This is a genomic window from Burkholderia stabilis (genome assembly GCF_001742165.1).
GTDB classification, from domain to species: Bacteria; Pseudomonadota; Gammaproteobacteria; order Burkholderiales; family Burkholderiaceae; genus Burkholderia; species Burkholderia stabilis.
Genome location: NZ_CP016444.1, coordinates 110811 through 134559 on the forward strand (window position 1 = coordinate 110811; position 23749 = coordinate 134559).

A 23749-nucleotide genomic window follows, 5' to 3' on the forward strand; every position below is an offset into this window, starting at 1 on the left:
CGATCAAGGACTCTCCATGAAGCGACTCATCGTGATAGGCGCCCGCGCCACCGGCAGCAGCATTGCGCTCGTGCGCGCCGCGCTCGCACGGCAATTTGCCGTGACCGTCATCACCGCGCCCGGCCATCACCTCGACGGCGCGTTTCCCGACGGCGTCGAGACGGTCAACCTCGCGCCCGATGCCGGCCAGCTCGCCGGCTGGCTGCGCACGCGCTTTGCGGACGAGATCGGCACGTTGCGCGTGACGACCGCGCACGACACCTATGCGCGCACCGCCGCGTGGGTCGCCGACGCGCTCGGCCTGCCCGGCCCTGATGCGCGGCACGTCGCGCACGCGGTATCGAAGTCGAACCAGAAGGCGTTGCTCGCCGAGCACGGCATTCCGGCCGCGCAATTCGTCGCGGGCACGCTGGCCGCGCCGGCGGCGCTCGCGGCGGCGGCCGATCCGTTGCGCTTTCCGGTCGTCGTGAAGCCGTCGGAAGGCTCGGCGAGCGACGGCGTCAGGCGCTGCGAGGACATCGCCGAAGTGCGCGCGCAGCTCGATGCGCTGGCCGCCGCCCACGGCGATGCGCAGTCGCTCGCGACCGAACGCGTCGTCGTCGAGGAATTCCTGAGCGGCAGCGAGTACTGCGTCGAGTATTTCGACGGTCGATACGTCGGCGCGCTGCGCAAGCTGAAGCGGCATGGCGCCGGCTTTCTCGAACGCGGCTATACGTCCGAACTCGACCTCGATGCCGACACGCTGCGCGCGCTGATCGACGTCGGTACGCGCGCGACCGCCGCGGCCGGGCTCACGTGGGGGCCCGTGCATCTCGACTGCATCGTGCACGGCGGCGTGCCGCACGTGATCGAACTGAACCCGCGCATCGCGGGCAGCTTCATCTGCGACATCGTGCGCGACGGGTACGGCTTCAACGTCGTCGAAGCATTGCTCGACAAGCTCGACGGGCGTGACGTGGCGATCCCCGATCTGTTCGAGCCGCACGCGTATGCGCGCGCCGAATTCCTGCTCGACAGCGACCCTCGCGCGTGGCGTTTCGCACAGGCCGGCGAAATCGACGACGGCGCGGTCACGATCAGCTACGGGCCGCAAGTGCTGCCCGACCGCGAACGGCGCGCGTTTCTTTACGTGCGTGTCGCGCTGCCGGCCGCGCACGATGCACACGGGGCGCCCGGGTCTCCCGGCGCAGCCGCCCGTAGCGACAACGCCGCCCGGCCGACCGTTTCCGGCTGACTCACGGCTCACGCACGGCTGACTCACCGCCGGCACGCGATACGACCGGCGCCGGCCCGTGCCGATCGTTTTCCCGATCCATCCCGATTCCTTCACCATGACGACGCTTCTTTCCGCCGTGTATCCGCGCACGCTGCGCACGTTGACCGACCGCTTCACGGCCGGCACCGCGACCCGCATCGAAGCCTGGCTTTTCGAAGACGAAGCGGCGCGCCGCGACGCCCAACGCACGCTGGCCGCACGCGGCATCGACGCGGTATTGCGCAGCGCCTACAAGCCGCTGGTGCATTTCTTCATCGAGGAATTCACGCCGCCGCGCACCGGCCGGATCGTGATCCGCACGCCCGCCGGCGCGCACCCGCGGTTCCGGCTCGAAGCGTATCCGCTCGCGGGCTGGCTCGCGCCGCTCGAATTCGCGTTCGAGCCCGGCGACGCTCCCGCCCACTATGTCGTCGAAACCGGCGGCGCGACGCATCGCGTCTTCGCGCCGAACGACGCGACCGCGTCGCCGTGCGGCTGGCTGCGCGCATGGAACGGCGACGCGCTGATCGAGGATGCGCCGCTCGTCACCGAATTCGAAGCCGCCTCGGCCGCGACGCTGGACGCACTGCGCGCCCATCCGTGGCCGGACCATGCGCCGTTCTTCGACATCCTGCGGATCACGATCGCCACCTCGGGCATCGAACGGACGCTGCCGTATGGCGAGGAACTCGTCAGCACACTCGAAGCGTGGACCGAGGATGCGTATTACGGCGCGGCCGAATTCTTCCATGCGCTCGCAGGCCGCGACGCAGCCGATCGCACGCTGCAATCCGGCCAGATCGTGCCCGAGATCGTTCGCACGGAAGGCGATACGACGGTTCGCGTCGTGCTCGATACGCATACTCGCGCGGATACGGCCGGAGCTGCGGCGGTTCCAGCAGAAACGCTCGCGTCGCCAGCTGCACTCGCGGCAATCGACCAGCCGCTGTCGCCGCCCGAGGTCGCCCGTGCGCTCGACGCGTTGCCGGGCGAGCGGTTCGGCGTCACGTCGCATCAGGGGCGCGGCGTGAACGGCATATACGTGCATGGCGCGTTGCCGGGGCTCGTCATCACCGCCGGCCAGCATGCCAACGAGACGTCAGGCGTGGTCGGCGCGCTGCGTGCGGCCCATGCGCTGAATGCGCGCCCGGACGCGCATTACGCGCTCGTGCCGCTCGAGAATCCGGACGGCGCGGCGCTACATCACCAGTTGCGCGCCACGCATCCGGCGCATCTGTCTCACGCCGCACGCTTCACCGCGCTCGGCGACGATCTCGAAGCCCGCACGCAAGCGCCGTTCGGCGAAAAAGCCGCGCGGCTCGACGCGATCGCACGCACCGGCGCGCGGCTGCACCTGAGCCTGCACGGCTACCCCGCGCACGAATGGACGCGGCCGCGCAGCGGCTACGTCCCGCGCGGCAGCGAACTGTGGTCGATTCCGAAGGGTTTTTTCCTGATCCTGCGCCACCATGCGGGCCACGACGGGCGACCGTTCCTCGACGCGCTGACCCACGCGCTGTCGCAATCGGACGCGCTCGTCGCGTTCAACGAACGGCAGCTCCATGCATGGCACGCGCACGCGGGCGACCTGCCGTTCCCGCGCATCAACGGCATTCCGTGTCACGTGATCGAGGATCACCGCTCGAGCGTGCCGTTCACGCTCGTCACCGAATTTCCCGACGAAACCATCGAGGGCGACGCGTTCCGGCTGGCCCATGCAACGCAAACGCGCGCGGTGGAGCTGGCCGCCGGGCTGTACTGGTCCGGCCTGCTCGGCTGACGCGCCACGCGTACCCTTCATCGCACCCGAGACCCGGCATGGAACAGCGGAATCGGCACACCAACCTGCAGAAGGTCGTCGCGCACTCGACGGCGCGGCGCCGCTGACGACGTTCGACCACCGCGCGATCCAGTCGCTCGCGACCCAGTTCGCGCAGGCCGACGGGTCCGGCTGGAGCGTCGAGCGCATCGTCGACTGGTCCGGCCTCGGCGGTCTCGGCCCCGTGCTGTCCGGCAGTCCGCGTACGGTCGCCGATGCGCTCGAGCACTGGTTCGACGCCACCGGCATCGATGGGCTCGACGTCCCGTATCTGACGCTGCCGGATTCCTACCGGCAGATCGCCAGCCTGCTCGTTCCCGAACTGACGCGCCGCCGGCGCTACCCGGGCGCCTACGCGCCGGGTTCGTTCCGGGAAAAGCTGTTCGGTGCCGCAGCGCGGGTGCCGGACCACCATATTGCAGCGCAGTACCGGTGGTGACCGCCTGAACCGGCGGGCGGGCGCGGTGGCATTGCCGTGCCGTGCCGTGCCGTGCCGGGGCCGGCCGGTGCCGGTGCGAATGTCGGCCTTCGCGGCAAAAATATACAATCGACGCAATGCCTCGCAGGCATGCAGCGCCGGCCGCCCACTCTCGCTCGCCACCATGAACGCACCCGCCGACACCCCACCTTCCGCCCCGCCGGTACTCGGCGTCTATCGGCAACTGGCGGACCCGTCCGCCGGACAATGGATCGTCAGCCGCTCCGAACGCGCGCACATGTACCGCATCCAGCATCACCGGCCCGACGGCAGCACGTCGGTCGACACGGTCGTCGATGCGGACAACCTCGACGCGAAGCTGCACAAGTGGATCCAGGAAGGCTTCGTCCGGCGCGACGACGGCGAGCGAGCGCCGCCCGCCCATCGCGGCGGATTCATGCGCGACTTGCGCCGCGCGCACGCATTGCGACCGGCCGCGGCCGGCGACGCGGCGAACACCGCGCGCGTGGGCGGCGTGCCGATGCCGCGCGGCCCGGGCGGCCCGCTCGTGCCGCCGCAGAACCCGGCCTACCTGTTCACCGCGCGCGCGACGAACGTGCTGGAAGACATCGTCGAGAATCGCCGCATCCTGCTGATCGGCCACACCGGAACCGGCAAGACGAGCCTCATCGAGCAAGCCGCCGCACACACTGGCCACGGCGTGCTGCGCTCGAACATGAACGGGCAGACGACGGTCGGCGACTTCGTCGGCTTCTGGACCGTGAAGGGCGGCGAAACGATCTGGGTCGACGGCGTGCTGCCGGCCGCGATGCGCGAAGGCTTGTGGCTCATCGTCGACGAGATCGATTTCGCGGAGCCCGCGATCCTCGCCGTGCTGACCGCCGTGCTCGAACCGGGCGGGTGCCTGCTGCTGAAGGAGAAAGGCAACGAAATCGTCGTGCCGCATCCGTCGTTCCGGCTGTTCGCGACCGCCAACGCGGCGGGCGCGATGGGGCAGTTCCGGCATCTGTACCAGGGCGCCAACGTGATGAACGAGGCGTTCCTCGACCGCTGGCGCGTGTACCACATCGACTATCTGCCGCCGCCCGACGAGGCGCGCGTGCTGCAGCGGACCTTCGGCGCGGCCATGTCGGCGGCGATGGCCGGCACGCTCGCGGCGATCGCGGCCGACTGCCGCGCCGCGTTCGTCCGCGAGGATCTGGCCAGCGCGTTCTCGACGCGACGCCTGCTCGACTGGGCCGAGCTGATGCTGCGCACCGGCGACCCCGAATCGGCCGCCGGGCCGACCCTCTATGCGAAAGTCGGCGCGGAAGACGCCGACCTGATCCGCAGCATCATCCGCCACTACATCGACGTCGAGGCGTAACGAGATGGACCGGGACGACGATGCGTGCTCGCTTCACCTGACACGGCTGGCCCGCACGCTCACGCAACGACACGGAATCGAAGTGCGTTTCGCGCGCCACGGGCCGCTCGCGCAGCGCAACGTGCTGGTGCTGCCCGACACGCTGCTCGACGGCACCGTCGACCACGACGCGATCACCGGTTTCGTCGACCTCCACGCGGCACGCGTCCGTTTCGGCGACATCGATGCCATTGCCGCACTGACGTCGCCCGTTGTGCGGGCCATTGCGCAGGCGATCGACGACCGGCGCGCGGCCGGCCGCCTGGTCGCGCTGTATCCCGGCGCGACGGTGTTCCTGCACCGGATGCGCGCGCGATCGGCCGCCGACGCGCTCCGCACATGGCCACGGATGGCGTGGCGCGACCGGCTTCTTTCGCGCATCGAGCGTGCGTTGTGGGACGAACCACCGTCCACTCTCGAACGGGCGCCGTCGCTCGACGCGGCGATGACCGCAGCCGACGATCTCGTCGGCGAGGCACACGCCGCGACCTCGACGGCCGACAGCATCCGCACCGCGCAACGGATCGTCGCGCGCGTGCGCGCGCTCGCGTCGGCCGGCGCGAACAACATGATGTTCACGGCCGACCCGGGCAACACGATCGACAGCGAAGCCATCGCCGCCGAATTCGAATCCGGCGAAACGGGCGCACCGGACGACGCGCGCGCACCCGTTTCCGGCGAATCCGGCGCCAGCATGGTCGCCGACACGGAATCGTCGCACGACGCCCCCACGCCGGGCGATGCTGCGCCCGGCACGATCCGCCTGTCCGCGGACAACCGGCCGATCTTGTCCATCCCGCTGACCACCGCGTTCGACACGGTGACGGACTTCACGGGCAAGGGCGAACCGGCGCGCTGGCATCGCCTGCGCAGCGCGGCCCGCGCGCAGACGGAGCCGCTGAAGATGCGGCTCGAACGCGCGTTGAAAGTGGACGAGCAGACACGCTGGAAGCGCGAACAGGAGCGCGGCGCGCTCGACCGCGCATCGCTCGTGCGGCTCGTGACGTCTCCCGGCTATCGCACGCCGTTTCGCGTCACGCGCGCGGCGCCCGGGCGCGACGCGGCGGTCAGCCTGCTGATCGACTGCAGTGGCTCGATGGCCGGCAAGAAGATCGAACTCGCCCGGCTCTGCGCGGCCGCGCTGTGCGATGCGCTGATGCAGCTCGGTTTCGCGTGCGAAGTCCTCGGCTACAGCTCCGTCGAGGATGCCGCGATGCGCGCGCATTACCAGCGCTGGATCGACGGCGGCCACGCGACGTTCGGCTACAACCGGTTCGTCGAACGGCTCGACCTGCGCGTCTACAAGCGCTTCGATTCGGATAATCCCGGCGGCCTGGCGTGCATCGAATGCGGCCACGAGAATCCGGACGGCGAGGCCTTGAGCTGGGCCGCCGAACGGCTGTTGGCCAGACGTGCGCGCCGAAGAATCCTGATGGTGCTGTCGGACGGTTATCCGGCCACCGGCGACGGCAATCCGGCGATCCTGCGCACCGACCTGCGTGCGCGCGTCGATGCGCTGCGCGCGCAACATGTCGAACTGATCGGCGTCGGGATTCTCGACGATTCGGTGGAGTCGTTCTATCCGGTCAGCAGCGTGGTCGAACATCTGCAGGCGCTGCCGGGCGCGGCGTTCAGCGTGTTGAGCGATACGCTGCTGGATCGACGGTCGTGGCGGAAGTACGGCCCCTGACGACAGGGCCGAATTCACGTCTCGTGTGACAAGGGCGCAATGGGAGCGCGACGTTCGAGCCTGCGCCGGGATCCACGCGCTCGCGCCCACGATTCACTGTCGTCCTCCGCCATCCCCGGCGAAAAACCGAACGGCCCGTCAACCCGACATCTTTGGCGGCCACGTGTGGCTTTCCGCCTGACAATGCCTGCACCAGGCGTAGAGCGCGTCGTACATCACCAGGCCGTATTCCAGCATGTCGTGATCGTCGGCAAACACCTTCGACAAACCCAGTGAAATCGCGTAAAGCCCGCTCGACTGCGGCGTCAGGTCGAGCCGCGACGTATCCGCACCCCGAACGATGCGCGCCATCTGCTGCAAGGCCAGATCGTCGCCCAGGCCATATTTGTCGAGAAACGCATCGAAGCTGCATTGCTCCCCGACATGGGTCAACTCCACACCCGGAATATCGTACGGAATCGCACCGGTCTCGCCGGCGATCCGCAGGACATCCCCCGGTGGTACGTAGAGGAAGTCGGGGGTCTCGTCGATAAAACGAGCAATGAGCCAGGGACAGGCCACCCTGTCGATCTTGGGACGTTCGCGCGTAATCCATTGCATGACAGCCTCCACGGTCAGTGATGCAGCAGCGGATACACCACCAGGCCAATCACGGCGGCTCCGGCCACGATCGCCGGCTCCGACAGCTTCCTGAACCTGACCAGCAGCACGATGGTCGCGAGCGCGATCAATGCTGTCGGCACATCGACGATCGAACGCCGGGCCAGCACGATCACCGAGCCCGTAATCGCGCCCACGGCTGCCGCCGTTACGCCGTCGACAAACGCCAGAATCGCCGGCAATTTGCCGTACTTCTTGAAATACGGCGCCGGCAACACCGTGAACAGATAGCACGGCAGGAACGTGCCGGCCGCCGCCACGCACGCACCGGGCAGGCCCGCGACCAGATAGCCGATGAAACCCACCGTGATGACGACCGGCCCCGGTGTGATCATCGCGACTGCCACGGCATCGACGAACTGCTTCTCGCTGAGCCATTGATGCTCCGTCACCACGCCGCCATAGAGGAACGGCACGATGGCGAGCCCGGAGCCGAACACGAAGGCCCCTGCCTTGGCAAAGAAGGCGGCAAGTTGCGCCAGCTGCGGCCAATCGACGACGCCCAGCAACGCGCTGGTGGCAGAGACGGGCACGGCGACGACCGCATCGACGCGCCGCTGGCGTATCCACTTCGACGGCGAGCGCCGGAACCAGACGAGCAGGCCCGCCGCGAGGAACAGCCACGCCACTTCCGATTCGGTCACGACCGTCACGACGACCAGCCCCAGATAGATCGCCCAAAGCAGCTTGTCCTTGCCGATGCTCTTTGCAGTCAGCTTGCGCGCGCTGATCGCGATGATTCCGATCACCGCCGCGCCGACACCGTAGAACACCGACTGCATCCAGGTCAGCCCGCCGAATCGGGTATAGGCATAACCGAGCAGCACGACCATCAGAAACGACGGGAGCACGAAAGCGATCCCGACCAGCGTGGCGCCGACGATACGGTAATGCACGTAGCCGAGATAAATCGCCAATTGTGCCGCCAGCGGCCCGGGCGCGAGCTGCGCGAGCGCGAGACCTTCCTTGTAGTCCGCATCGGCGATCCATTTGCGGGTGTCCACGAGGTCTCGATGCATATAGCCGGCAAGCGCAACCGGCCCGCCGAAGCCCGTGGTGCCGAGCCGCGCGAAGTATCCGATCAGTTGCCACAGCGTATAGGCCGGGCCGTCGCGACGTGTATTCATGATGCGCACGAGTAGCAGGGTTACGGCTTTCGATTGCCGCGAAAATGGGCGTACAACGAATCGAGTACGGTGCCGATCTCCGTCAGCAACGCGTCGTCGCCGGCCACGCGTTTTCGTGCACCCGCCAGAATGGCCTCGAATCCGACGGCTTCCGGCACGATCGCACCGCCTACGTCCAGCGCATGCACCATTGTGCCCAGCCGCACGAGCCCTTCATCGTCATCCAGCCCGAAGCTCGCGATCAGTACCTCGAATGAAACGCGATCGCCCACATGCGTGAACGTGGCGCCATCGAAATCGAAGCCAAGGGCGTCGACCGGACATTCCGCGAGGTTTTCCAGCCACACGAAGCGCGCATGCGGATCGATGAAGCGTTGAATCAGCCACGCGCTGGCGACCCTATCCACCCAAAGGTGACGGCGCGTCGCCCACAGCCTCCCTTGATACCCGGCACGGTCGCGACGTGGAATGCCGCCTCCGGCCGCATGCGGCTCGCCGGGTGATCGCAACGCTTCGAGGGCCGTGGTGAAATCCCGCCATTGCGCATGCGCGCGCAGCGAGGCCTCGCCGGGAAAGAAATCGATGCGCCGAATGGCCTCATACGTGCGAGCGTGGCGGCGTTGCAGGCGATTGAGATCGGCCGCCGCGAGATCGGGCAGTGTCTTGCGGTCTTCCGAAAGCTCGGCGAGCCAGTCGGCGTAGTCGCCGCTGCGATCGAACAGCGCCCGGTAAGCATCCTCGTCCGCCGAATCTTCCGCGCGAACCTGCAGCAACCAGGCTTGCCCTGCTCCGTTACGCGCCTCGTCCGCCAGATCCCGCAACTGCGCGGCCTGCTCGGCATGTGCCGGCAACAGGTAGGCGCCGTCCCGCAGTGCGCCGCACCCCAGCGCCTTGACGGCACGCCATATGCGCATGCGCAAGGTCGCGCCGGCCGTCGGCAGGCTGACGATCAACAGGAGCCACGAGCGAGGGATCGTATTCATGACGGCAGCATAGGCTCCCGTCATATGTGCTGCAAGCTTGTAGAGATTGCTACACGACACTGCACCTACCGTCTGCCGCAACCGTTGCCCGGGCCTACTCCGCGCCGCGGCCAGCCGGCAGTCAGGCGGCCGGCGCGCTTCCCGGGATGTGCGCAACATGCCTCACCGAAGCGGTTTTTTCGGGAGGTACGAACCGGAATCGCCCGTGCCGACAAGCGCTGCGACTCGGATAACCCCGGCGGCCTGGCGTGCATCGAATGCGGCCACGAGAATCCGGACGGCGAGGCCTTGAGCTGGGCCGCCGAACGACTGCTGGCCACGCGTGAGCGCCGAAGGATCCTGATGGTGCTGTCGGACGGTTATCCGGCCACCGGCGACGGCAATCCGGCGATCCTGCGCACCGACCTGCGTGCGCGCGTCGATGCGCTGCGCGCGCAGCGCGTCGAACTGATCGGCGTCGGGATTCTCGACGATTCGGTGGAATCGTTCTATCCGGTCAGCAGCGTGGTCGATCATCTGCAGGCGCTGCCGGGCGCAGCGTTCAGCGTGTTGAGCGATACGCTGCTGGATCGGCGTTGATGGCTGAACGCCTGCGCAGCGCTTACGTTTTTTCCGGGCGCGGTTCGCGCACGTAATAGATGTCCCATTCCGCTTCGTCGGTCCGCACGAAGCCGTGCCGTTCGTAGAAGCGGTTCGATTCACTGCCGCGCAACGCACCGACGCGCACGCGCATGTGCTGCGCATCGGCCTGCGCGAAAATCCCGCGCAGCACGGCCGCGCCAATGCCCTTTCCCTGCTGCGCGGGCACGATGTACAGGTGATCGAGCAGCCAGTGATCCGCGTTCGGCCGGACCACGTAAAAGCCTGCGCGCACGCCGTCGGCCTCGATGAAACGGCATAGCGCCGGGTCGAACGCCGCGAGGAAGCGCTCGCGTGCGCGCTGCGGATCGAAACGCCCGATGCGCTCGAGGCTGTCGCGCATCGCGGCGATGCGGATGGCCACCAGTGCTTCGGCATCGGATTGCGTGGTGGGGACGAAGGTCAGGTTCATTGCCAAGCCGGCTGTGACGCGCCCGAGGAAGGCATCGAGCATAGCAGCTCGGCGAACAGCGGCCGGTGGTCATGCCCGTTGCGCCAGCGCCTCGGCATTCGCGCGTTCGCCTGGCTGCCGGATCGGCAGCCGAACGCAGAACGTCGTGCCGCGCCCGGGCGCGCTCGTCACGTCGATTGCGCCGCGATGACGTTCGACGATGCCGTGCGAAACCGACAGGCCGAGCCCGGTTCCCTGCCCGACCGGCTTCGTCGTGAAGAACGGATCGAAGATGCGCCGGACGATCTCGGGCGTCATCCCCGCGCCGGTGTCGCTGATTGCGATCGACACCTGTTCGCCATCGCTCGACGTGCGGATCGTGATGACGCCGCGCTCGGGAATCGCCTGCGCCGCGTTGACCAGCAGGTTCATGAACACCTGGTTCAACTGCGACGGCAGGCATTCGACGTGCGGCAGGTCGCCGTAGTCGCGCACGATGTCGGCCTTGTACTTGAGCTCGTTGTGCACGACGTTGAGCGTGCTTTCGAGGCCTTCATGGAGATCCACGACGTTCCATTCGTCGCTGCCCGGGCGCGAGAAATCGCGCAGGTCCTGCACGATGCGCCGCACCCGCACCGCGCCGTCGATCGATTCGTCGATCAGCGTCGCGATCTCGCCGCGCACGTAGTCCAGATCCGCGGCGCGGCTCATCGCCGTCAACGCGTCGCGGGCGGCGGGGTCGAGCCGCGGCAGCGCCGCCTCATGCGCCGCGACCACGTCGAGCAGCGTCCGCACCCAGGCCTTCAGGGTATTGAGGTTCGCGCTGACGAAGCCGATCGGATTGTTGATCTCGTGCGCGACGCCCGCCGCGAGCTGGCCGATCGACGCGAGCTTTTCCGACTGAAGCAGCTGCACATGGGTTTCCTCGAGCGCATGCAGCAGGCGCCGCTGCTCTTCCTTCTCCTGTTCGAGCCGCGCCTGCGCGGCCTTGCGCTCGTCGATCTCGGTCGCCATGTTCTCGCGCGTGCGCTGCAGCATCGCCGTCGTCTGCTCGTAGCGGCGCAACGCGCGTTCGAGTTCCTCGGTCCGCAATCGCACGAGGCGCTCCAGCGTGTCGGTCATTCCGCGCAGAAAGGTTGTGCGCGCATCGAAACGGCACAGCAGCAGCGTGACGATCAGGGTCGCCATCGTAAACAACGCGACGGTTGTCGCGAGCCACGGCGCGTCGATGCCGTTCGCGGCGCCGCATCGTGCGTCCGGCGCGAAATGGGCGGCCGCCATCCCGGTGTAGTGCATGCCGGTAATCGCGATGCCCATGATGACGGCCGCGCCGACCCGCTGCACGGTCGCATGACGCGCCTGCTGCGCGCGCAGCGCCTGCGCAATCCACAGTGCGGCGGTCGAGGCGATCACGGCGATGCCGATCGATGCCGAGAACAGCGCGGGATCGTAGCGAATGCCGGGCTGCATGTGCATCGCGGCCATCCCCGTGTAGTGCATGCCGGCAATCCCGCCGCCCATCAGCGCGCCGCCGGCGAACAGCCGCCGCCAGCCCAGCCGTGCGCGCGTCACGACGTTCAGCGCGAAATACGACACGAGCACGGCGATCGCGAGCGATGCGCCGGTGTCCGGCAACGCATAGCCGTGCGGGATCGGCAGTGAAAACGCGAGCATGCCGACGAAATGCATCGACCAGATCCCGGTTCCCATCGCCGCCGCGCCGCCGGCCAGCCACGCACGCTTCAGTTTCGGCTTGTCGAGCAGCGAAATGAATGCAGCCAGGTCGAGCGTCGTATACGAAGCCAGCGTCGCGATGACGAGCGACAGCAGGACGAGCAGGAGGTTGTAGGTGCCGTGCATGATCGAGCGCCCGAATCGATGTGAAGGCGTTGCCGCGGCGCGCGGCCGATCGCGCGCCGCGGCCGTCAGGCCGCGCGTCCTGCGTCAGCCGGGCGGCGCACCCGCGTTGCGCGCCTGCGCCGATGCGGCCGGGCCGGCCAGCACGAGGATATCGAACGGCGCTCCTTCGCGCGTCTCGAAACGGCGAACGAGCTCGATCTGGTGCGCCGACATCACGCTGCCCTTCGTCATCAGCAGCACGCCGCGACGCGTGCGCAGATCGTCGGCGAGCTGCATGCCCTCGCGCAGTTGCGCGGACTTGATCTCCGCGACGGACGCCGCGATGCCGAGACTCGCCGGGTCCCGCATCAGCTCGATGAAGCGGTCGACGAGTTGCGGGTCGTAGCGCACGCCGGCCTGCGAGCGCAACGCATCGAGCGCCTGTTCGACCGAATGCGGCGCGCCGATTTCGCCGTTGCGCAGCCCTTCGAAATCGCGCACGATCGCCACGATCCGCGAGCCGAGCGGGATCGTGTCGCCGGCCAGCCCGTCGGGCGTGCCGCGTCCGTTGAAGCGCTCGTACTGGTGAAGCACCATCGACGCGACCTTGTGCAATTGCGCGACGGGCGTCAGCACCATCTGCGCGCGCAGCGGATGCTCCTGGAACAGGCGGTGCTCGTCGGTCGTCATCCGCGTGAGCGGCTTGTGCAGCAATTCGTCCGGCAGCGACAGCTTGCCGATGCCGTGCAGCAGCCCCGCGAAATAGACATCCTGCGCGTGCAGTTCGCTCATCTCCGATGCCAGCGCGAGCCGGCGCGCAATCTCGCCGACGCGCATCGCGTGCCCGCTCGCGGTGCCGCACCGCAGCTCGATCATGCTCGCGCAGACCTGGACCATCGCGGTGAAGCTGCTTTTGAGGTCGCGTTGCGCCGCTTCGAGGAACATCACGGTCTGGCCGAGTTCCTCGGTGCGCGCGCGCACCTGCGTTTCGAGTTCGGTGTTGAAACGGCGCAGCGCATCGTTCTGCGCCTCCGTCAGCGCGGCCAGCCGGGCCGCTTCGCGGCGCAGGCGCCGCTGCTCCAGCGCCTGCTCGATGGTCAGCAGCAGGTCGTGATCGTCCCACGGCTTGTTCAGGTAGCGATACACGCCGCCTTCGTTGACGGCCTGCACGATCGACGCGATCTCCGCATAACCGGTCAGCAGAATGCGCATCGTGTCCGGATACAGCGCCCGTGCGCGGGCCAGGAATTCCGCGCCGCTCATGTGCGGCATCCGCATGTCGGACACGATCAGTTCGACTTCGGTCGACGCCAGTATCGCGAGCGCGGCCTCGCCGCTGTCGGCCGTCAGGATGTCGTAGCGCGCGGGCCGGAATACGCGCTTGAGCGCCGACAACACGCCCGGCTCGTCGTCGACCAGCAGGATCGACAGGGCACGACACGCGTCGTCGGATGCCGCTGCCGCCTCGGGTGTCTCGGGTATTTCAGGCGATGCCGCGTCCAGTCCGTTTGTTGCAGATGTCGTCATAATCGGCCTCGGATCAATGATTCACACCCTTTCTCTCTGCAACATCGGCGTGCGCGGCAGTTTCCATATTGGGGGAAACGCTAATGCGTTCGTGTTTATCGCAGCCTGGATTCATCGCCGGCCGTTCGAGAATCGATCTCCTCCCGGCCAGCGCCGGGAAGAACGCAATCGTTCATTCTCCGAAGCAATGACGACCTCACTGAGCCAAGCCGCGTCGTTTCCCGGACGCCAGCCTGACGAACCCGGCCAGATCGCGGTTGAAACGATCGGACTCCTCCATGAACGGCGCATGACCTGCGTCGCCGTAGACCTTGCTCACGATGCCCGGATTCAACGCGGTCGCGCGGGCGAGCGTCGCGGGCGTGTCGACCAGCGCATCGCGGCCGCCGTAGATGAACAGCAGCGGCACATGCGCGTTGCCGAGCCCCTCGGCCGCGGACACGCTCATCGTCGGAATCGCCTTCTGCATGTCCCACGATGCCATCGCGGCGTTGGCGAGCAGCCGGCTGACGATGTCGGCATCCGGACGACGGTTGAAACACAGCCCGACGAACGTACGCTCGCCGTCGAGATGCGTCTTCAGGTCCGGTGAATTCATGTCCCGATAGACGTCCGGATGGTCGACGATCTGACCGGGCGCCAGTTCGACCACGCCGTCGACGTACACGGCGCCGGCGAGACGGCGATCGCCGTACGTCGCGAGGTAGTTCGATATCACCGCCCCGCCGAGCGACCAGCCGACCACGACCGGGCGTGTCGCATGCGAGCCGTCGATGACTGCTTCGAGATCGTCGGCCCAACGGCGCCCGTCTTGATACGGCCCGGCGCCGGACGGTTTATCCGACAGGCCGTGTCCGCGCAGATCGTACGTAATGATCCGGTACCGGCGCAGTTCGGGGCTTTGCACCTGCGCGTCCCAGTTGAGGCGGCTGCCGAGCAGGCCGTGGATGAAAATGATCGGCGGGCCGTCGGGGTTGCCGCTTTCCTGCACCGCAAGCCTGACGCCATCTCTCGACGTCACCGTATAGTTTGCGGAGGCGGCCATCGCATCGGGGGGCGACACCCAGAGCGTCGCGAACAGGACCAGGGCAGGCAGCAGACGACCAAGCTTTCGGGTTTGCATCGGGAACTCCTCGAAGTGAACAGTCCCGATAGCGTCAACCCTGACACTGATGTCAGGGTCAAGCGGTTTGTGCTAGCCTGCATTTCATGAACAAGACGCCTTCCCAGGAACTGCTGACGATCGGCGAAGTTTCGCGGCGCACCGGCGCAAGCGTGCGGTCGATCCGGCACTACGACGAACATGGATTGCTCGCCTCGGTGCGTGCATGCAATGGCTACCGGATGTTCCCCGACAAGGCGGTGACGCAGGTCGGGCAGATCCAGCGCATGATCGCGACCGGTTTCACCATTGAAGACATCCGGCGCTTCCCGGACTGCATGCTGCTCATCGAAGGCGCCCGTTCGTGCGACCAGATCAGCGATGTCCAGCGGCAGCGCCTCGAAGCCATCGATCGCCAGATCGCGGATCTCGAACGGCGCCGCAAGCGGCTCGTGAAGACCTTGTCGGAAGGCGCGATTCCACCGGTCGAATAAGCGCGGCGGCCCTCGGGTGGCCGAAACAGCCCGCACGTATCGATTCCCGGGGCCGGCGCATTCAGCGCCGGATCCATTTGCTACCGTCTACCCGCAACGCGTCGTGTCACGGCTGGCCGGGCGCACCGGCCGGAAGCCGATGCGTGTCACGAACGGCCATATCGCGCCCGGCCCTCAGGCCTCGAGGCGCGTCGACCTCCCTGCGGCCCTCATCGTATCGCCGCCCAGGAACCTTGCCCGGCTCGCGTCGCGCCCGTCCGGGCGAAATCGGAAGTTTTCAGCGGAACCGTATCCGCCTTGGCGCTCGAGCGCGTTTTCCGCGCGGCGCCCAGGATCGGAGCGAGGTGTTCATAAAAGCACTCGAGCTGTCGCGCATCGGACGCCAATCGCTCGAGATCGAGCGCCTTCTCGAGCACCGTCCGCGCAATATGAAAACGCTGAAGCCCACGCCCCACGCGAACCTGAAAGACCACGCCATCACTGTTATGCGGCACTCCTGCCCACACAAGCGAACCGCTTCCCATGACGCCTCCGAAGAATCACAATCGTCACATCAATATGCCAGCAAGCGCTCGCGGCGCATATTGCTATTTCAAAATTGTGACGTTCGGGGATTCGGTATTTTTACCGCCACCGAAATATTGCGGCGCAACAAAACTGTCCGTAGACTGGGTTCGCGGCTTCGATGCAGTCGCTCGCAGTCGCCCCATGACGGGAGAGCACGCAATGACGACTTCTTCATCCCTACTGAGCCAGGCACCGCCTGCCCTCCATGTATTCGAGCAGGACGGTGGCTGGCATTGGGGCATCACGATTCCTCGCGCCATCGGTTCCGGCTTCAAACTGATCGCATACAGCGAGCACATCTTTTCCGCTGAAGACACGGCCCAACGCGACGGCGACCGGGCGTTGGCTTCCATCGTCGCCAGTGACGGGCACTGAACCCGGCGTATCGGGCAATGGCGCGCTCCTTGAGTTTTCGCGCCCGGATGCAATACTCGTATCACCCTTCGACGCGAAAGCGCCTGAAGATCACCGTCGCGATAACCGCCATACGTTGCGGGACGACGGCCGGCACGTCGAGTTCGACAAACCGGACCTCCGGCTCGAGGCCGGCGTGTGCGCGTCTCGTTGATGCTTGCTTGTTGCCTATTGCCTGAACCGACGATCGTGGCTGCCCGTTCCGGGCTGTCCGCCGGGTGTCGCCGTGCGGGCAGCGGCAGGCGACACAACGCGCCGCAAGTCGCGAAACAGTCACAAGCCGGCATTAGCGTGTAGACCAGCATGCCGACAGAAGACAGGAGGTGTTGCATGAACGTCCGGATCCTGGTTCCCTGCGCGCTGGCCCTTGTTGCCGTCGCCGCTCGAGCTGCCGACATCACTGGCGCAGGCAGCACGTTTGCCGCGCCGATTTACACAAAATGGGCAGATACGTACAAGAAGGCGGGCGGCGGCAGGGTCAACTATCAAGGCATCGGTTCATCGGGCGGCCTGAAGCAGATCGTCGCGAACACGATCGATTTTGCCGGTTCGGACGCGCCGCTGAAGGATGACGAGCTCACGAAGCAAGGCCTGTTCCAGTTCCCGACGGTGGTCGGCGGCGTGGTGCCGGTCGTCAACGTGCCGGGCGTGAAGGCCGGTGAACTGACGCTGTCGGGCCCGGTGCTCGGCGACCTCTACCTCGGCAAGATCAAGAAGTGGAACGACCCGGCGATCGCCGCGCTGAACCCGAAGGTCAAGCTGCCGGATACGGACGTCGCCGTGGTGCGCCGCGCGGACGGTTCGGGCACGAGCTTCATCTGGACGAACTACCTGTCGAAGGTCAACGGCGAGTGGAAATCGAAGATCGGCGAAGGCACGACGGTCAACTGGCCGACAGGCACGGGCGGCAAGGGCAACGACGGCGTCGCGGCGTTCGTGCAGCGTCTGCCGGGCGCGATCGGCTACGTCGAGTGGGCGTACGCGAAGAAGAACAACATGGTCTACACCGCGCTGAAGAATTCGACGGGCACGGTGGTCGAGCCGAAAACGGAAACGTTCAAGGCCGCTGCTGCAGGCGCGAACTGGTCGAAGTCGTTCTACCAGATCCTGACGAACCAGCCGGGCAAGGAAGCATGGCCGGTCGTCGGCGCGACGTTCGTGCTGCTGCACGCGAAGCAGGAGAAACCGGAACAGGGCAAGGAAACGCTGAAGTTCTTCGACTGGGCATTCCGCAACGGCAATCAGGCTGCGACGGATCTCGATTACATCTCTCTGCCGGATCCGGTCGTGGCCGAGATCCGCAAGCAATGGAAGGCGAAAATCAAGGATGTTTCGGGTAAGGCGCTGGTGGATTGAATGCGCCGAGGGGACGCGATATCGGACGCATATGTCGCTTGGCGAAGCGGACGCGCCCCTTCAAAAATTCTTCTCCGATGTTCGTTATTGGTCACGCCAATGATGCGACAGTACCTGCGTCTTGGCTGACAAAGCTTGGCGCGCAAGCCTACGCCAAGACCTACGCTCACGCATTCCGGATCGGTCGTTGTCGACGGCTTGCATCCGCAACCATTCGGAGACACTCGCCCAATCCCAAGGGGTGCGCTCATGAATTCGCTAGTAAGCGGCGCCACGCAGCTGCTGGAACAGGAAACCAAAAATAATGACGCTACAGAACGCCAGCCCCACCACTCCTTGGAATCTGAATCGCCGAACCATCTTGGCGGACACGATGTCTTCTGCAGACATGTTGAGCATGAATTTGTACCACCATCGCCAGGCTCTTGATCTGCAATAGAAGGCCAATAATCGCTCTGGACGGAATGCCATGATTGCGGACATCACGACGCAGTAGGCGATCACACCAACGCCGAAAATGATGCGGTAGATCGATTCGTTCACGTAGCAGTCTCAGATCGACACATCGAGGAAATGGACAGAACGTCCGAAATTGGCCGAACGCGGAAGTACGAGTTCGGCCGGGCAGCGAGGTATTCGCCCGATAACCGAACTTCCATAGCTGCCCCACCGGACCACACGCAGAAGAAGATTTCGACAAGGTGAGCAGCGACGGTCAACGCAAATTCGTTGTTGGCAGATGGCCGTCGTGAGGTGGTCGCTGCTCCTCGATCCGTCACGCCAGTGTTACGCGTGGCGCGGTGCTTCAACGGGTGGCGTACCGTCATGAAATAGCGTTTTCAGCTGCGAACGCAACTCCGGTGAATCGGCATGCTTGTGGACCGTGACCGCATGCTGGACGGCCGCCTCAAGCAACTCGTTTTCGGAATCCGCGGATAGCGCAACGGAACAATTCATTTCGCTCGGGAATTCCCGGCAATCGATGTATTTGCGCGTCATGATGTCCTCTTCATACGACAGCAGTCATGGGTCTTGCGTGAATGATCGCGCGGGACGCCGCGCGAAGCACATAGGGCACGATTGCGCCTCCTTATCGCGAGCGAAATGATTTTGAAAGTATAGGCGGCGTGCAATGAATTCGCGGTCACGCATCGAAATTTGCGGCGTGCCGCGTGCGCCGCCCGCACGACGTGCCGCAGGTGCCGCCTGCGGTCATGAATGAAACAGGAATGTAATTAACGACCGACTACACGGCTGAAGCAATCCACACACGAAAGGCCCTTGTCCGGGCGGAAGCGACGCCTGGATGGCAAGTCGAAAGCCGCCGGTTAATCACCCCGCCCTGCCGTTGCATCGCCCCCGTCTCCTCGCCACTTGAGCGCCCGCACTCGAAAAAATTTTCAACGCAAGTGCATCCGGATACGCACCCGGAACGTACCTGCATTGGCAGACTCCGCGCGCACAGGATCGGGATACGATGCAGCTATCCACCCTTGCTCTCGCACCGGTTTCGCAATGCATCACCGGCCACCCCGGACTCTTCAGACCACACGACGGAGAATGCAGTGCAAAAGAGAAGCAACCTCGCGTCCGATAGTGATCGGCCGATCGGCGAATCCGACAACCGCCGGCGTGAAGAGCTCAACCAGCTGCTTCTCGGCGCGGGCGCCGGCGATCAAAGCGCATTCAGCACCCTTTACCGGCGCACCTCCGCGAAACTGTTCGGGGTGTGCCTGACGATGCTGCGCGATCGCGGTGAAGCCGAGGAAGTCTTGCAGGAAGTCTATGTGACGGTATGGCATCGGGCCGCAACGTTCGATCCGTCATTGGCCAGCGCGATCACCTGGCTCGGCGCCATCGCGCGCAATCGGGCGATCGACCGCCTTCGGCGTCACCGCGAGGTACAGGCCGACGAGTCGACACTGGAAGAAGCGGTCGACGAACGGCCATCGCCCGCCACCGCGGCCGAGGCCAGCGAGGAAAGGCGGCGGCTGGAGCACTGTCTGGAAATATTGCCGGCGACGCAGGGTAGCGTCGTACGGGAGGCATTCTTTGCAGGCGCAACGTATGCGGAACTGGCGGAGCGCCTTCGCGTTCCGCTCGGAACGTTGAAGAGCTGGATTCGGCGAAGCTTGCTTCAACTCAAGGCTTGTCTCGAACGATGAACACTCCCCTCTCCAGCCCCGACGATATCCGTTGCGCCGAATACGTATTGGGCGTACTCGACGCGGCCGAGCGCAGACGGATCGAGCAAGCGCTGCAACGCGATCCCCAACTGTCCGCGAGCGTTTTACGCTGGCAAAAATACTTGATGCCGCTGAACGACGACATCGCCTCGGTCGAGCCTCCACCGCACGTGTGGACACGCATCCAGGCCGACCTCGGATTCGCGCCCGCCAGCCGGCCGCGGCCGCGCACCGGTTTCTGGAACAACCTGAGCGGCTGGCGCTGGATCGGCATCGGGTCGAGCATCGCAGCCGTCGCGCTCGCCGTCCTGTCCGTGCTGCCGATCCGCGCGCCCACCATCGCCGAGCCCGGTCACGATGGCTACAAGGTGGCGAGCCTCGTGCGCGATGGCGGCGCCGCCGGCTGGACCGTGATCGTCGATGTCGAGCGCGCGCGCATGGTCATCGTGCCGGCAGCCGATACGCCCGTCGCGGCCAATCGTTCCACCGAGCTGTGGCTGATCGCGCCGGGCGCACGCCCCGCCTCTCTCGGCCTGATCGCCGCGGATCGGCCGACCGTCGTGCCGATCCCGCGAACGACGCTCGTCTCGCTTGACGCCCGCGCGGTACTGGCGGTGTCGCTCGAACCGCGCGGCGGATCGCCGACCGGGCAGCCGACCGGGCCGGTGCTGGCGAAAGGCGCCGTCGGCGGCGCATGAGCCGGCCCCGCGGGGCGTCCGTCCATCACGGCGGGGTGTGCGGCAGTCACACATGCATCCGCCGCCCGGTTCATCTCGTATCTTCGGTTGCTTCCAGCCGGAAGCATCGATCTTTCGGGAGAACCCAGATGGAATCCTGCAGCAAACTGAAAATGGCCGGCACGATCCTCACCCTCGCGATCGCGCTGGGCGCCACCACGCAGGCCGTAACGGCGGGTTCGATGTCCATGGACAAAACCGTCGAGGTCGGCGGCGCCGCGATGTATCCGTCGAAGAACATCATCGAGAACGCGGTGAATTCGAACGATCACACGACGCTGGTCGCGGCCGTGAAGGCCGGGGGGCTCGTCGACACCTTGTCGGGCAAGGGGCCGTTCACGGTCTTCGCACCGACCAACGAGGCATTTGCCGCGTTGCCGGCCGGCACGGTGCAGACCTTGCTGAAGCCGGAAAACAAGGCGACGCTGGTCAAGGTGCTCACGTATCACGTCGTCGCCGGACGGCTCACCGCGCACGATCTGGCCAAGGCGGTCGACCAGGGCGGCGGCAAGGCGACGCTCAAAACCGTCGAAGGCGATCCGCTGATCGTCAGCCGCGATACAAAGGGGTGGGCCATCACCGACGACAAGGGCGACGTCGCACACGTGACGATCGGCGACGTGATGCAATCCAATGGCGTGATTCACGTCGTCGACACCGTGCTGTTGCCCTGACACTCGAGCACGGCTCGGGAGCGGGACGCCATTCGGACGAAGCCGGCCCGTTCTTCCGCATGGCGCACCGTTCCCGATACAAGCCGTCGCAACACGCTATCCGGCGATCAAGCCGCGACGGCGCCCCTGTTCCTGCATCACATCGGGCGTTGAATCGAATCTGTCTGCTTCATCGATACGAGCGGACCCAGGAATTGCTCGAAGTGCGGCAACCAGATGGGTATGGCTTCCTTGACGGCGAACATGCCGTGACCGTTCTTGCCGAAGGGCGGCTCGACGATCATTTGCCCCTTGCCGCCTGCGGCCTGAAACGCGGCAAACCAGGTCGCCACGACTTCCGGCGCAAAGTATTGGTCGTTTTGAACGTAATGCCAGAGCACCGGAACATGCGTCGTCGCCGCGAATCGCGCAATCGTGTCGGCCATCTGCTGCGGATCGCACGGCATGCCCGGATGCGTCGCCGGATTCCCGCCCCGCCCGCCGGAAAAGTTGACGACCGCGACCAGCCCATCCGGCGCATAGCTCGCGGCAGCCAGGGACGCGAATCCCCCCGCGGATTGCCCGACCAGAACGACGTGGTCCCGGTCCACCTGCGGCAATGTCCGCGCATATCTGACGGCCGCGAGCACATCCCGCGCCGCCTGCCGGCCCGCATTCGGGTAATCGGGATGCCGGCAGGAACCCGCGTCCTCCTCGTCGGTACCGCCGGTCGCTCCGTAGCCACGCCGGATCGGCACGATGACGGCAAACCCCAGCTGGACGAACGTCCGGATCTGCGCAAGATGCCGATAGCGTCCCACCTTCGGACGGTCACGAGGATCAGGCGGACTGCCGTGACTCAGGACGATCAACGGAAAGGGCCCGGGACCGTCCGGCATATAGGTGGTCGCCACGATGTCGCGCCCGTACTGCCCGGCGTCGACCGGGATCTTGACGACGGTTTCGTGGAGGTCGGCGGCAAGCGGCTCATCCTGGCTCGCGGTCATCGCGCATCCGCTCAACGATGCGATCACCGCGCCGATCGTCAGCAACCGGCGCAGGTGGACGACCCTCTGTTTTCGACGAACGGTGGTGCCCATGGGGGATCTCCGAAGTCATGCTCGCGAGGACTGTCGCCTCGTCGACGTGCGTGCGCCATCGCCATGAAGGCGTCGGGTCCGCTGCTTTATACGGTCGGCTGACAGCGTGAAGTCGTCATCGTCTTGCCCGGGGATGCCGACTTCGGCACAAATTGTCGGCGATCCGGGCGACCGTGTCGAACGTCTCGAACCGGTCGCGTACCGTCGTGCGCTGCGTTGCGTCCATTTGAACGCGGCTTCCGCAGGCGCTTGCGCCTGTGCCTCCGGGTTGCCCGCGGCGTGACGCCCGTGGTCAGGCAACGCTTCGACTCGGCCGGGGCGGCGGCGGCACCGGAAAGCGTCTGGCCATCTCGAACCATCATGAACATCCAGCCGCACTTGTGACGGGTCGCGGGCAAAATGCCGACGGGATACGGTACATTGCTTCGAGACCGCACATCTGGCTGATCCGGGCGAAGCACCCATCACCACGTCGTGCGCTTTCCTGTCGCAGCGCCAGCCTGGCGCTGCTGAAATTTGAAGATGAACCGATTTCCGGCCCGTCCGGTTTCATTTCCTGCGACAAGAGATGACGACGTATTCAGAATTGGCGCTAATCAGCGACATCGCCTTGCCTCCCCTGTTGAAGCAACTGATTGACGCAGGTCTGGCCGACTACGGACCCGACGTCAAAGCATGGGCCGCCGATTGGAAGTCCCATACCCTGGCGGCACGACCGGTGCTTTCATGCGTGTACGACTTTGAGTGGATCGACGCGGCCGACGCGCAAGAAAACATCGACGAGTGGCTCAATCCGGGCTTTCAGCACGGTCGCCGTTTTCTGCCGTTCGCACAGACCGGGGCTGGCGATCTTTATTGCCTGACGCCTCTGGCCAGCGGAGAAACGGGCGTGGCGCTGGTCTGGCATGACCGCGACGCCAGCAGGATCGACGCCGCGTCGTTCGATGCCTTTGTTTTCAGCGCGTTGATCGATAGCGCGTCCGATGTCTCGCATCTGACCGACGACGGCTTGAGTATGGCCGAGGCGGTGCAATGTGTGGATGCGAACATCCGGGCACTCGCCCCGATGCTGCCGCAGCCGATGCAGGCCCAGCTGGAACACATCCGGCAGTGGGTGCTGTCCGGGGCGGACGCGGAGGGTGACGGGAGGGTTCCGGACGCAGTCGCCCAGACCGCGCTGGGCGTGCTTCCAGTACCGCAGGACCCGCCGTTCGAGATCGTGCCGCGCTGGGAGTGCGGTCAGGACTGAATGCCTTCGTCAAACGCGCGTGTGGTCACGCGTAAATGACTCGGCACGTGTCGTTTGCGTTTGCGGCCGAATCCGGACATTCAGGCATGCTGCGACGGTTTCAACTCGGGCGGCCCT

At 65.9% G+C, this 23749-nt stretch carries 24 protein-coding genes; 13 read left to right on the top strand and 11 right to left on the bottom strand.

Features of this window, described 5'->3' with window-relative positions:
- Positions 1-16: 16 nt before the first annotated feature.
- The 5 genes from BBJ41_RS33140 (at position 17) to BBJ41_RS33160 (ending at position 6608) form a co-directional block, all read left to right on the top strand.
- Positions 17-1234 (top strand): ATP-grasp domain-containing protein, encoded by a 1218-nt coding sequence (locus tag BBJ41_RS33140; protein WP_069750571.1) that lies wholly within the window; start codon positions 17-19, stop codon positions 1232-1234.
- A gap of 97 nt (positions 1235-1331) precedes the next feature.
- Positions 1332-3035 carry a M14 family metallopeptidase gene (locus tag BBJ41_RS33145; RefSeq protein ID WP_069750572.1) on the top strand — a complete coding sequence of 568 codons (1704 nt, stop codon included), beginning with the start codon at positions 1332-1334 and terminating at the stop codon, positions 3033-3035.
- Positions 2971-3513, top strand: a complete 543-nt coding sequence (locus tag BBJ41_RS33150) for an LLM class oxidoreductase (RefSeq protein ID WP_069750573.1) — start codon at positions 2971-2973, stop codon at positions 3511-3513. The genes BBJ41_RS33145 and BBJ41_RS33150 overlap by 65 nt, the downstream gene beginning before the upstream one ends.
- 163 nt (positions 3514-3676) lie before the next feature.
- On the top strand, positions 3677-4879 hold the full coding sequence (locus BBJ41_RS33155; protein ID WP_069750574.1) for an AAA family ATPase: 1203 nt from the start codon (positions 3677-3679) through the stop codon (positions 4877-4879).
- Positions 4880-4883: 4 nt separating this feature from the next.
- Complete coding sequence (locus BBJ41_RS33160) at positions 4884-6608, top strand: cobaltochelatase CobT-related protein (RefSeq protein WP_069750575.1); 1725 nt, start codon at positions 4884-4886, stop codon at positions 6606-6608.
- Positions 6609-6746: 138 nt separating this feature from the next.
- Here the strand turns inward: BBJ41_RS33160 and BBJ41_RS33165 are convergent, their stop codons facing one another.
- From BBJ41_RS33165 to BBJ41_RS33175, 3 genes are read right to left on the bottom strand one after another with little or no spacing between them, the layout of a single operon-like run.
- Positions 6747-7208, bottom strand: coding sequence for a chromate resistance protein ChrB domain-containing protein (locus BBJ41_RS33165; RefSeq protein ID WP_069751424.1), 462 nt, complete (start codon positions 7206-7208; stop codon positions 6747-6749).
- A gap of 14 nt (positions 7209-7222) precedes the next feature.
- On the bottom strand, positions 7223-8395 hold the full coding sequence (locus tag BBJ41_RS33170) for a chromate transporter (protein ID WP_069750576.1): 1173 nt from the start codon (positions 8393-8395) through the stop codon (positions 7223-7225).
- A gap of 20 nt (positions 8396-8415) precedes the next feature.
- On the bottom strand, positions 8416-9378 hold the full coding sequence (locus tag BBJ41_RS33175) for a chromate resistance protein ChrB domain-containing protein (protein WP_069750577.1): 963 nt from the start codon (positions 9376-9378) through the stop codon (positions 8416-8418).
- 24 nt (positions 9379-9402) lie between these two features.
- Here BBJ41_RS33175 and BBJ41_RS41945 point away from each other — a divergent pair, with 24 nt between their 5' ends.
- On the top strand, positions 9403-9957 hold the full coding sequence (locus BBJ41_RS41945; protein WP_083282089.1) for a cobaltochelatase CobT-related protein: 555 nt from the start codon (positions 9403-9405) through the stop codon (positions 9955-9957).
- 22 nt (positions 9958-9979) lie between these two features.
- Here BBJ41_RS41945 and BBJ41_RS33185 read toward each other — a convergent pair whose 3' ends face one another.
- The 4 genes from BBJ41_RS33185 to BBJ41_RS33200 all read right to left on the bottom strand — a co-directional run bounded on the left by BBJ41_RS33185 (position 9980) and on the right by BBJ41_RS33200 (position 14897).
- A complete protein-coding gene (locus tag BBJ41_RS33185; protein ID WP_069751425.1) occupies positions 9980-10429 on the bottom strand; it encodes a GNAT family N-acetyltransferase in 450 nt (149 codons plus the stop codon).
- A 69-nt stretch (positions 10430-10498) separates the two neighbouring features.
- Positions 10499-12268 carry a histidine kinase gene (locus BBJ41_RS33190; RefSeq protein WP_069750579.1) on the bottom strand — a complete coding sequence of 590 codons (1770 nt, stop codon included), beginning with the start codon at positions 12266-12268 and terminating at the stop codon, positions 10499-10501.
- Positions 12269-12352: 84 nt separating this feature from the next.
- The gene (gene nosR, locus BBJ41_RS33195) at positions 12353-13774 is read right to left on the bottom strand and encodes a response regulator c-di-GMP phosphodiesterase, NosR family (RefSeq protein WP_069750580.1); all 1422 of its coding nucleotides are present in this window, start codon (positions 13772-13774) and stop codon (positions 12353-12355) included.
- Between the two features lie 196 nt (positions 13775-13970).
- Complete coding sequence (locus BBJ41_RS33200; RefSeq protein WP_069750581.1) at positions 13971-14897, bottom strand: alpha/beta fold hydrolase; 927 nt, start codon at positions 14895-14897, stop codon at positions 13971-13973.
- A gap of 86 nt (positions 14898-14983) precedes the next feature.
- Here BBJ41_RS33200 and BBJ41_RS33205 point away from each other — a divergent pair, with 86 nt between their 5' ends.
- A complete protein-coding gene (locus BBJ41_RS33205) occupies positions 14984-15370 on the top strand; it encodes a MerR family transcriptional regulator (RefSeq protein ID WP_069750582.1) in 387 nt (128 codons plus the stop codon).
- Between the two features lie 209 nt (positions 15371-15579).
- Here the strand turns inward: BBJ41_RS33205 and BBJ41_RS33210 are convergent, their stop codons facing one another.
- Entirely contained in the window at positions 15580-15894 is a 315-nt protein-coding gene (locus BBJ41_RS33210) for a hypothetical protein (protein WP_069750583.1), read from the bottom strand.
- On the opposite strand from BBJ41_RS33210, the gene BBJ41_RS41750 reads away from it, so the two are divergent.
- Together BBJ41_RS41750 and pstS are read left to right on the top strand one after the other, a co-directional pair.
- A complete protein-coding gene (locus BBJ41_RS41750; RefSeq protein ID WP_236872194.1) occupies positions 15893-16312 on the top strand; it encodes a hypothetical protein in 420 nt (139 codons plus the stop codon). The two genes, BBJ41_RS33210 and BBJ41_RS41750, sit on opposite strands and share 2 nt — an antisense overlap.
- 369 nt (positions 16313-16681) lie before the next feature.
- Positions 16682-17707 carry a phosphate ABC transporter substrate-binding protein PstS gene (pstS, locus tag BBJ41_RS33220; RefSeq protein ID WP_069750584.1) on the top strand — a complete coding sequence of 342 codons (1026 nt, stop codon included), beginning with the start codon at positions 16682-16684 and terminating at the stop codon, positions 17705-17707.
- A 258-nt stretch (positions 17708-17965) separates the two neighbouring features.
- Here pstS and BBJ41_RS33225 read toward each other — a convergent pair whose 3' ends face one another.
- Both BBJ41_RS33225 and BBJ41_RS39945 read right to left on the bottom strand, forming a co-directional pair.
- Positions 17966-18250 carry a hypothetical protein gene (locus tag BBJ41_RS33225; RefSeq protein ID WP_069750585.1) on the bottom strand — a complete coding sequence of 95 codons (285 nt, stop codon included), beginning with the start codon at positions 18248-18250 and terminating at the stop codon, positions 17966-17968.
- A gap of 243 nt (positions 18251-18493) precedes the next feature.
- Positions 18494-18706, bottom strand: a complete 213-nt coding sequence (locus BBJ41_RS39945; protein ID WP_048247441.1) for a DUF1059 domain-containing protein — start codon at positions 18704-18706, stop codon at positions 18494-18496.
- A gap of 566 nt (positions 18707-19272) precedes the next feature.
- Here BBJ41_RS39945 and BBJ41_RS33230 point away from each other — a divergent pair.
- From BBJ41_RS33230 to BBJ41_RS33240, 3 genes are all read left to right on the top strand, one after another.
- Positions 19273-19872 carry a sigma-70 family RNA polymerase sigma factor gene (locus BBJ41_RS33230; RefSeq protein ID WP_083282090.1) on the top strand — a complete coding sequence of 200 codons (600 nt, stop codon included), beginning with the start codon at positions 19273-19275 and terminating at the stop codon, positions 19870-19872.
- A gap of 47 nt (positions 19873-19919) precedes the next feature.
- Positions 19920-20591 carry an anti-sigma factor gene (locus tag BBJ41_RS33235; protein WP_335651086.1) on the top strand — a complete coding sequence of 224 codons (672 nt, stop codon included), beginning with the start codon at positions 19920-19922 and terminating at the stop codon, positions 20589-20591.
- Positions 20592-20743: 152 nt separating this feature from the next.
- Positions 20744-21304 (top strand): fasciclin domain-containing protein, encoded by a 561-nt coding sequence (locus BBJ41_RS33240; RefSeq protein ID WP_167362255.1) that lies wholly within the window; start codon positions 20744-20746, stop codon positions 21302-21304.
- 137 nt (positions 21305-21441) lie between these two features.
- Here BBJ41_RS33240 and BBJ41_RS33245 read toward each other — a convergent pair whose 3' ends face one another.
- On the bottom strand, positions 21442-22383 hold the full coding sequence (locus BBJ41_RS33245; RefSeq protein WP_069750588.1) for an alpha/beta hydrolase family protein: 942 nt from the start codon (positions 22381-22383) through the stop codon (positions 21442-21444).
- Positions 22384-22951: 568 nt separating this feature from the next.
- Here BBJ41_RS33245 and BBJ41_RS33250 point away from each other — a divergent pair.
- On the top strand, positions 22952-23632 hold the full coding sequence (locus BBJ41_RS33250) for an SMI1/KNR4 family protein (RefSeq protein ID WP_069750589.1): 681 nt from the start codon (positions 22952-22954) through the stop codon (positions 23630-23632).
- Positions 23633-23749: the final 117 nt, after the last annotated feature.

Excerpts from the sequence above, each read along its gene's own strand:
- BBJ41_RS33200 (WP_069750581.1), bottom strand. The coding sequence starts at position 14,897 with ATGCAAACCCGAAAGCTTGGTCGTCTGCTGCCTGCCCTGGTCCTGTTC.
- BBJ41_RS41945 (WP_083282089.1), top strand. The coding sequence starts at position 9,403 with ATGTGCTGCAAGCTTGTAGAGATTGCTACACGACACTGCACCTACCGT.
- BBJ41_RS39945 (WP_048247441.1), bottom strand. The coding sequence starts at position 18,706 with ATGACGCGCAAATACATCGATTGCCGGGAATTCCCGAGCGAAATGAAT.
- BBJ41_RS33140 (WP_069750571.1), top strand. The coding sequence starts at position 17 with ATGAAGCGACTCATCGTGATAGGCGCCCGCGCCACCGGCAGCAGCATT.
- BBJ41_RS33205 (WP_069750582.1), top strand. The coding sequence starts at position 14,984 with ATGAACAAGACGCCTTCCCAGGAACTGCTGACGATCGGCGAAGTTTCG.
- BBJ41_RS33245 (WP_069750588.1), bottom strand. The coding sequence starts at position 22,383 with ATGGGCACCACCGTTCGTCGAAAACAGAGGGTCGTCCACCTGCGCCGG.
- nosR (WP_069750580.1), bottom strand. The coding sequence starts at position 13,774 with ATGACGACATCTGCAACAAACGGACTGGACGCGGCATCGCCTGAAATA.
- BBJ41_RS33250 (WP_069750589.1), top strand. The coding sequence starts at position 22,952 with ATGACGACGTATTCAGAATTGGCGCTAATCAGCGACATCGCCTTGCCT.
- pstS (WP_069750584.1), top strand. The coding sequence starts at position 16,682 with ATGAACGTCCGGATCCTGGTTCCCTGCGCGCTGGCCCTTGTTGCCGTC.
- BBJ41_RS33185 (WP_069751425.1), bottom strand. The coding sequence starts at position 10,429 with ATGAACCTGACCTTCGTCCCCACCACGCAATCCGATGCCGAAGCACTG.
- BBJ41_RS33160 (WP_069750575.1), top strand. The coding sequence starts at position 4,884 with ATGGACCGGGACGACGATGCGTGCTCGCTTCACCTGACACGGCTGGCC.
- BBJ41_RS33165 (WP_069751424.1), bottom strand. The coding sequence starts at position 7,208 with ATGCAATGGATTACGCGCGAACGTCCCAAGATCGACAGGGTGGCCTGT.
- BBJ41_RS33145 (WP_069750572.1), top strand. The coding sequence starts at position 1,332 with ATGACGACGCTTCTTTCCGCCGTGTATCCGCGCACGCTGCGCACGTTG.
- BBJ41_RS33170 (WP_069750576.1), bottom strand. The coding sequence starts at position 8,395 with ATGAATACACGTCGCGACGGCCCGGCCTATACGCTGTGGCAACTGATC.
- BBJ41_RS33155 (WP_069750574.1), top strand. The coding sequence starts at position 3,677 with ATGAACGCACCCGCCGACACCCCACCTTCCGCCCCGCCGGTACTCGGC.
- BBJ41_RS33190 (WP_069750579.1), bottom strand. The coding sequence starts at position 12,268 with ATGCACGGCACCTACAACCTCCTGCTCGTCCTGCTGTCGCTCGTCATC.
- BBJ41_RS41750 (WP_236872194.1), top strand. The coding sequence starts at position 15,893 with ATGACGCCTCCGAAGAATCACAATCGTCACATCAATATGCCAGCAAGC.
- BBJ41_RS33210 (WP_069750583.1), bottom strand. The coding sequence starts at position 15,894 with ATGGGAAGCGGTTCGCTTGTGTGGGCAGGAGTGCCGCATAACAGTGAT.
- BBJ41_RS33175 (WP_069750577.1), bottom strand. The coding sequence starts at position 9,378 with ATGAATACGATCCCTCGCTCGTGGCTCCTGTTGATCGTCAGCCTGCCG.
- BBJ41_RS33150 (WP_069750573.1), top strand. The coding sequence starts at position 2,971 with ATGCAACGCAAACGCGCGCGGTGGAGCTGGCCGCCGGGCTGTACTGGT.
- BBJ41_RS33240 (WP_167362255.1), top strand. The coding sequence starts at position 20,744 with ATGGCCGGCACGATCCTCACCCTCGCGATCGCGCTGGGCGCCACCACG.